General features: G+C 42.5%; 3 protein-coding genes and 1 pseudogene. 2 read left to right on the plus strand and 2 right to left on the minus strand.

The window, feature by feature from the left end:
- Window positions 1–620: 620 nt before the first annotated feature.
- A pseudogene (gene fumC / locus T429_RS11300) lies at window positions 621–785 on the minus strand (class II fumarate hydratase); the annotation flags it as partial.
- Window positions 786–925: 140 nt separating this feature from the next.
- Entirely contained in the window at window positions 926–2,314 is a 1,389-nt protein-coding gene (gene fumC, locus T429_RS0107775; protein WP_005774666.1) for a class II fumarate hydratase, read from the minus strand.
- Between the two features lie 246 nt (window positions 2,315–2,560).
- Between fumC (T429_RS0107775) and groES the strand changes: the two genes are divergently transcribed.
- Both groES and groL read left to right on the plus strand, forming a co-directional pair.
- Window positions 2,561–2,857, plus strand: coding sequence for a co-chaperone GroES (gene groES, locus T429_RS0107780; protein WP_005774667.1), 297 nt, complete (start codon window positions 2,561–2,563; stop codon window positions 2,855–2,857).
- 60 nt (window positions 2,858–2,917) lie between these two features.
- Window positions 2,918–4,561 carry a chaperonin GroEL gene (gene groL, locus T429_RS0107785; RefSeq protein WP_005774668.1) on the plus strand — a complete coding sequence of 548 codons (1,644 nt, stop codon included), beginning with the start codon at window positions 2,918–2,920 and terminating at the stop codon, window positions 4,559–4,561.
- Window positions 4,562–6,725: the final 2,164 nt, after the last annotated feature.

Consider the following 6,725-nt stretch of genomic DNA (forward strand, 5'->3'; position numbering starts at 1 on the left):
TAAAAAAACGTGTTTATCTTGCTTTTCTCCGCGAATATCTTATTTTTTAAGGATTTTTTTGGCTGTATTCTTTCAGTGTTCTCTACATTATATAAAACATTATGGAGTAATAAATAAAATTTTATCTTGTTGAAAAATATTATTTTGTAGGTATAAAAATACTTTTTATTGTTAATGTATAAATACATTATCCATAATGATTGCTATCTTTTTGCTCCATATATATCTGGATATCCATGTTTTTCGTCTTTAAAAAGGGCAGGAGGAGGCCTTGTTATTCTTTGTCCGTTTTTAGTCTTGTGACTCCTCTTGTGTGACGATAGCCTTGAGGGCTTGAGAAAAACAGCAATGTTCTTTTTCCCATTGTTTTTATCGCTATGCTACGCTTGCTTGTGACGTTTCCCAAGCACAGCGTTTGGATTGATTGAATATAAACAGCGTTGAAATGAGAGAATCTCAAGGTATTTGGAATTCTCAATAAAAATAATATATGCCCTCTTTTGACCAGAGCTAAAATAGAGACAAGAGCCTCAAATAAACAGTGTGGGCAACTATCATCGGGGTGCTCACGCCCCGATGGCTTTGAGGGATAAGGTTAAAGATGTTTTGCAGCTTCTTTATTAGATTCTTACTTGGGGAGCGATCATCTTTTTTAAGATCAACCAGCCGATTATCATCTTCTCCTAAAAACACTTGGGCTTAAGAGCTTTGGTGCGCAAAGTTGTATCATTTTTATGCGCTGCTTTGGCAATTCTAGCTGCTTTTTCATAGCCAATTTCTGGGGCACGAGTTCCTTTTGACTAAAGCTAAAATAGAGACAAGAGCCTCAAATAAACAGTGTGGGCAACTATCATCGGGGTGCTCACGCCCCGATGGCTTTGAGGGATAAGGTTGAAGATGTTTCGCACCTTCTTTATTAGATTTTTTATTGGGGAGCGATCATCTTTTTGGGATCAACCAGCCGATCATAATCTTCTCCAGAAACACCTGCTTTAAGAGCTTCAGTGCGCAAAGTTGTATCATTTTTATGCGCTGCTTTGGCAATTTCAGCTGCTTTTTCATAGCCAATTTCTGGAGCAAGAGCTGTGACCAACATCAGTGAGCGCTCCATGAGGGCGTGAATATGAACGCGATTGGCACGTAATCCTTGAATGCAATGCATATCAAAAGAACGCATGCAATCTCCAAGAAGGGTAATCGATTGTAAAACGTTATAGCCAATAACAGGTTTATAGACGTTGAGTTCAAAATGCCCTTGACTGGCGGCAAAGGTGACAGTCGTATGATTGCCAAAAACTTGGGCTGCAACCATGGTCATGGCTTCACACTGGGTGGGGTTAACCTTGCCGGGCATAATAGAGGAGCCGGGTTCATTTTCAGGCAAGTTGAGTTCGCCTAAGCCAGAACGGGGACCAGAACCTAAAAACCGAATGTCATTGGCAATTTTAAAGAGATCAGCGGCTAAGGCATTCAAGCTGCCATGGAAATGTGCAAGAGCACCATGATGCGCCAGCGCTTCAAATTTATTATGCGCCGTCTTAAAAGATATTCCTGTGAGGGTGCTGATTGTTTCTGCAAAAGCAACGTCAAAGCCTTTCGGGGCGTTGAGCCCTGTTCCTACAGCTGTTCCGCCCTGAGCAAGCATTTGAACATCAGAAAGGGCTGTTTCAATCCGATGAAGATTGGCTTCCAGCGCAACCCGATAGCCTGAAAATTCTTGGGCAAGCGTTAAGGGTGTGGCATCTTGTGTATGGGTACGTCCAATTTTGATGATGTCGGCAAATTCTTCTTCTTTTTTCTTGAAAGTGGTAATGAGCGCTTCAAGAATAGGAAAAAGATGTTGGCGTGTTTGCAGAGTGGTGGCAATGTGAAGCGCTGTGGGAAAGGAATCGTTGGAGGATTGACTCATATTGACATGGTCATTGGGATGAACAGGCTTTTTGCTGCCCAATTTTCCCCCCAAAAGCATGCTGGCATGGTTGGCAATCACTTCATTGACATTCATATTGCTTTGGGTTCCTGAGCCTGTTTGCCAAACAGAAAGAGGAAAATGCTCATCAAAAGCGCCAGAGAGAACTTCATCAGCCGCTGTAACAATCGCTTTGCCAATCTTGGGAGAAAGTTTGCCTTTGTCCATATTGACAAGGGCAGCGGCTTTTTTCACAAGGCTTAGGGCATAAATGATGGTAAGAGGCTGCTTTTCACTGCCAATATTAAAATTATGCAGAGAACGTTCAGTTTGTGCTCCCCAATAACGATCTTGGCGTACCGAAATCGTTCCAAAGCTATCCGTTTCCTGACGTGTTTCAACCATGATATAAGATCCTTTATTTGTTCACGGGTTCTTAAAAAAGCTAGATAACGCGAAATGCCAAGAAGAAGCAAGACGTGGAAGCTTTATTTATAGAGAAATTATAGAGACAAATTATTTTATGCCTATCCTTGACATTGAGAAAGGCCGATTTTATATCTTGGAAAGTGTTAGCACTCACTCTTAGAGAGTGCTAGCAAGAACTTTCTAAGATTAATGCAATTATGTTCAGTTTTAAGGATTTAAAACATGGCTAATATACAATTCCGCCCACTTCACGACCGCGTCGTTGTTCGTCGGGTTGAATCTGAAAATAAAACCGCTGGTGGGATTATCATTCCTGATACAGCAAAAGAAAAACCACAAGAAGGCGAAGTGATTGCTGTTGGCAATGGCGCTCTGGATGATAACGGAAAGCGTGTGCCTTTAGAAGTCAAAACAGGGGACCGTATTTTGTTTGGAAAATGGTCTGGAACTGAAGTCAAGATTAATGGGGAAGACCTCTTAATCATGAAAGAATCTGACATTATGGGAATTATGGGCTAATTGAAAGTCCCTCAATTTTTCATTGTGTACTATTTTGAAAAAACTCCAAGGAGAAATTAAATGGCTGCTAAAGAAGTCAAATTTGGCCGTGAAGCGCGTGAACGTTTATTGCGCGGTGTCGACATCCTTGCTAATGCGGTTAAGGTGACACTCGGCCCTAAAGGGCGCAATGTGGTGATTGATAAATCATTTGGTGCGCCACGCATCACAAAAGATGGTGTGTCCGTTGCAAAGGAAATCGAACTGGAAGATAAGTTCGAAAATATGGGTGCGCAAATGTTGCGCGAGGTTGCTTCTAAAACCAACGATATTGCTGGGGATGGAACAACAACGGCAACGGTGTTGGGACAAGCAATTGTGCAAGAAGGCGTTAAGGCTGTTGCTGCGGGCATGAATCCTATGGATCTTAAACGCGGAATTGATGCTGCTGTCGATGAAGTGGTGGCTAATCTTTTCAAAAAAGCCAAAAAAATTCAAACTTCAGCAGAAATTGCACAAGTAGGGACCATTTCTGCAAACGGTGCTGAAGAAATTGGTAAAATGATTGCAAATGCCATGGAAAAAGTGGGCAATGAAGGCGTCATTACCGTGGAAGAAGCTAAAACCGCTGAAACCGAATTGGAAGTTGTGGAAGGAATGCAATTTGACCGTGGCTATCTTTCCCCTTACTTTGTGACCAATGCTGAGAAAATGGTGGCGGATCTTGATGATCCTTACATTCTTATTCACGAAAAGAAATTGTCTAATTTGCAATCCTTGCTCCCTGTTTTGGAAGCGGTTGTGCAGTCTGGAAAACCCCTTCTTATTATCGCTGAAGATGTGGAAGGCGAAGCTTTGGCAACGCTCGTGGTGAACAAGTTGCGCGGTGGTTTGAAAATTGCTGCTGTAAAAGCACCTGGATTTGGTGATCGCCGTAAAGCAATGCTTGAAGATATCGCTATCTTGACATCGGGTCAGGTGATTTCTGAAGATGTCGGCATTAAGCTTGAAAATGTCACTTTGGATATGCTGGGTCGTGCTAAGAAAGTGAATATTTCTAAAGAAAACACCACCATTATTGATGGGGCTGGACAAAAGGCTGAAATTACTGCACGCGTTAATCAGATTAAAGCGCAGATTGAAGAAACAACTTCTGACTATGACCGTGAGAAATTGCAAGAAAGATTGGCTAAACTTGCTGGTGGTGTTGCTGTTATCCGTGTGGGTGGGGCAACAGAAGTTGAAGTGAAAGAAAAGAAAGACCGTGTGGATGATGCCTTGAATGCAACACGTGCCGCTGTGGAAGAAGGTATTGTTGCTGGTGGTGGTACCGCATTGTTGCGTGCAGCAAGTGCGTTGAGCGTTAAGGGAAGTAATCCTGACCAAGAAGCAGGGATCAATATCGTTCGTCGTGCTCTTCAAGCACCTGCGCGTCAAATTGCAACCAATGCCGGTGAAGAAGCGGCTATCATTGTTGGCAAGGTGTTGGAAAATAATACTGACACATTTGGTTACAACACCGCAACGGGTGAGTTTGGTGATTTGATTGCTTTGGGAATTGTTGACCCTGTGAAGGTGGTTCGTTCTGCTCTTCAGAATGCGGCTTCAATTGCGAGCCTTCTGATTACAACAGAAGCAATGGTTGCTGAAATGCCAAAGAAAGATGCTCCAATGCCTCCAATGCCAGCTGGTGGAATGGGCGGAATGGGCGGAATGGATTTCTAAGCTCTTTTTCCTAGAAATAATAAAGAAACGGGTCTTTTCGACCCGTTTTTTTTGTCTATTTCTTTTGTTTCTTACGCTTTTGAAAGGAGTTTCCTTTACGTGAGAAAGAAGCTTTGCCCTATCTTTGCTCTAATCCCCTATCTCTAATGGTTTATCTTTATGCTTTCCACTATACCACGGCTCTGATGGTTTCATGAGCAGCATGCTATCTTTTATCTCTTTCATTTGTGCCTTTTTCCCGATCTTTTTTACCCCACATCATTGTTCTTACAAAATAGATATTCTTACTGTTTTTTACAGTTACACATTTTTACGATTTTGATCATTTACAGAAAATAGGAGAGATCCGATCATCATCATCTCAGTCTTCACTGCTCTCAAAGCCTATTGATTTGCCTTAGCTCCTTCAAACAATTGACAAGCATAAAATGAGATAAGAGCTATATTATAGTTTCTATGGCTCTCAATGTAGCACGGTACTGATGACTCCACGAGCAGCATGCTATCTTTATCTCTTTCATTTGTGCCTTTTTCCCGATCTTTTTTCCCCACATCATTGTTCTTACAAAACAGATATTCTTACTATTTTTTACAGTTATACATTTTTACGATTTTATAAATTTACAGAAAATAGCAGAGAAGAAACCTTGCATTTTCAAGCGCATTTCGGGATGGGGCTGGTGCGTGGTACGAGGGTTTGTGCGTGGTGTGGGGGAGTTGGGGGTGGAGGATGGGGAGGTGGTGCTGTGGTGTGGAGGCTGGTTACAAAGCATACATTCTTATAGTTCATTTTACAGTTACACATTTTTACGATTTTAATTATTTACAGAAAAAAGGAGAGATCCGATAATCATCATCACAGTCTTCACTGCTCTCAAAGCCTATTGATTTGCCTTAGCTCCTTCAAACAATTGACAAGCATAAAATGAGATAAGAAAGACAATATACTACGACTCTTAATCATTTATTCTTATCGAGCATATTCACGAATTTCTTTTAAAGAGACATTGCGTTTTTAAGTGCATTTCGTGATAAAGCTGCTGCGTGGTACGAGGGGTTGGTGCTGTGGTGCGGGGGTTTGTGCCGTAGTGCGGGGGTTGGTGCTGTGGTGAGGGGTTGGTGCATGGTACGAGGGTTGGGGCATGGTACGAGGGTTGGGGCATGGTACGAGGGTTGGGGCATGGTGTGGGGCATGGTGTCAATTCAACCTTTTACTCCTGTGCTCTTCCACTTTCTCCATTTTTCTCTACACCTCTATTCACCACACTCTTCATTCAATTATCCCCAAATCCTCATGTTCTTGACAAAGCACACATCCTTTGCCTTTACAGTTATACATTTTTACGATTTTAATTATTTACAGAAAATAGCAGAGAAGAAACCTTGCATTTTCAAGCGCATTTCGGGATGGGGCTGGTGCGTGGTACGAGGGTTGGTGCGTGGTGTGCAGGAGTTGGGGGTGGAGGATGGGGGAGGTAGAAAGTGTGTGGGGAAATTGGCGGAAAGGGGGATTAAATCAATAGTCTTGAAATGTTCATTGGCTCTCTACTGTTATTCTATGAATAAGCAAAATTGTAAAAACCTTGAACTGTAAAGGCAAAGGGTGTGTGCTTTGTCAAGAGCATGAGGGTTTGCGGATGATTGGATGAAGAGGGGGGTGAACGGAAGTGTAGAGGTTGGAATGGTGTGGAGAACTGAGAGATGGGAAAGTTGCATGGAAGAGTGAAATTTGAAGAAGGTTTGAGGGGCGCTGAAGAGATACGGTAAGGGGTACATGCGGTGCTATCTGCTTTTTACCATAAGGTGGTTAGGTGGCAATGAGATGCAGCAATGAAAAAATGCGTATTGTTCTCGTTATAAGGGGAGACATTATTTTAGATCATGCCATTGCTTCACAGTTTTGAGGGAGCGTAGGGGGTATGGTGCGTTGTTTTTTTATTTTACGTTTACCTTTGTTTGAAGGGAAATTAAATCAATAGTCTTGTAATGATTATCGGCTCTCTAAAGATTTCTGTGAATAAGTAAAATCGTAAAAACGTATAACTGTAAGCTAAGAGGTTGTCGTATGGGGTTGGTGCCGTGGTGCGGGGGTTGGTGCCGTGGTGCGGGGGCTGCTGCCGTGGTGCGGAGGTTGGTGCCGTGGTGCGAGGGTTGGTGCTGTGGT

Origin of the sequence: Bartonella elizabethae F9251 = ATCC 49927 (genome assembly GCF_000518165.1) — a bacterium.
Classification (GTDB): Bacteria; Pseudomonadota; Alphaproteobacteria; order Rhizobiales; family Rhizobiaceae; genus Bartonella; species Bartonella elizabethae.

Bases quoted from the DNA above. Each gene is read 5' to 3' on its own strand.
- fumC (WP_005774666.1), bottom strand. From the start codon at position 2,314: ATGGTTGAAACACGTCAGGAAACGGATAGCTTTGGAACGATTTCGGTA.
- groES (WP_005774667.1), top strand. From the start codon at position 2,561: ATGGCTAATATACAATTCCGCCCACTTCACGACCGCGTCGTTGTTCGT.
- groL (WP_005774668.1), top strand. From the start codon at position 2,918: ATGGCTGCTAAAGAAGTCAAATTTGGCCGTGAAGCGCGTGAACGTTTA.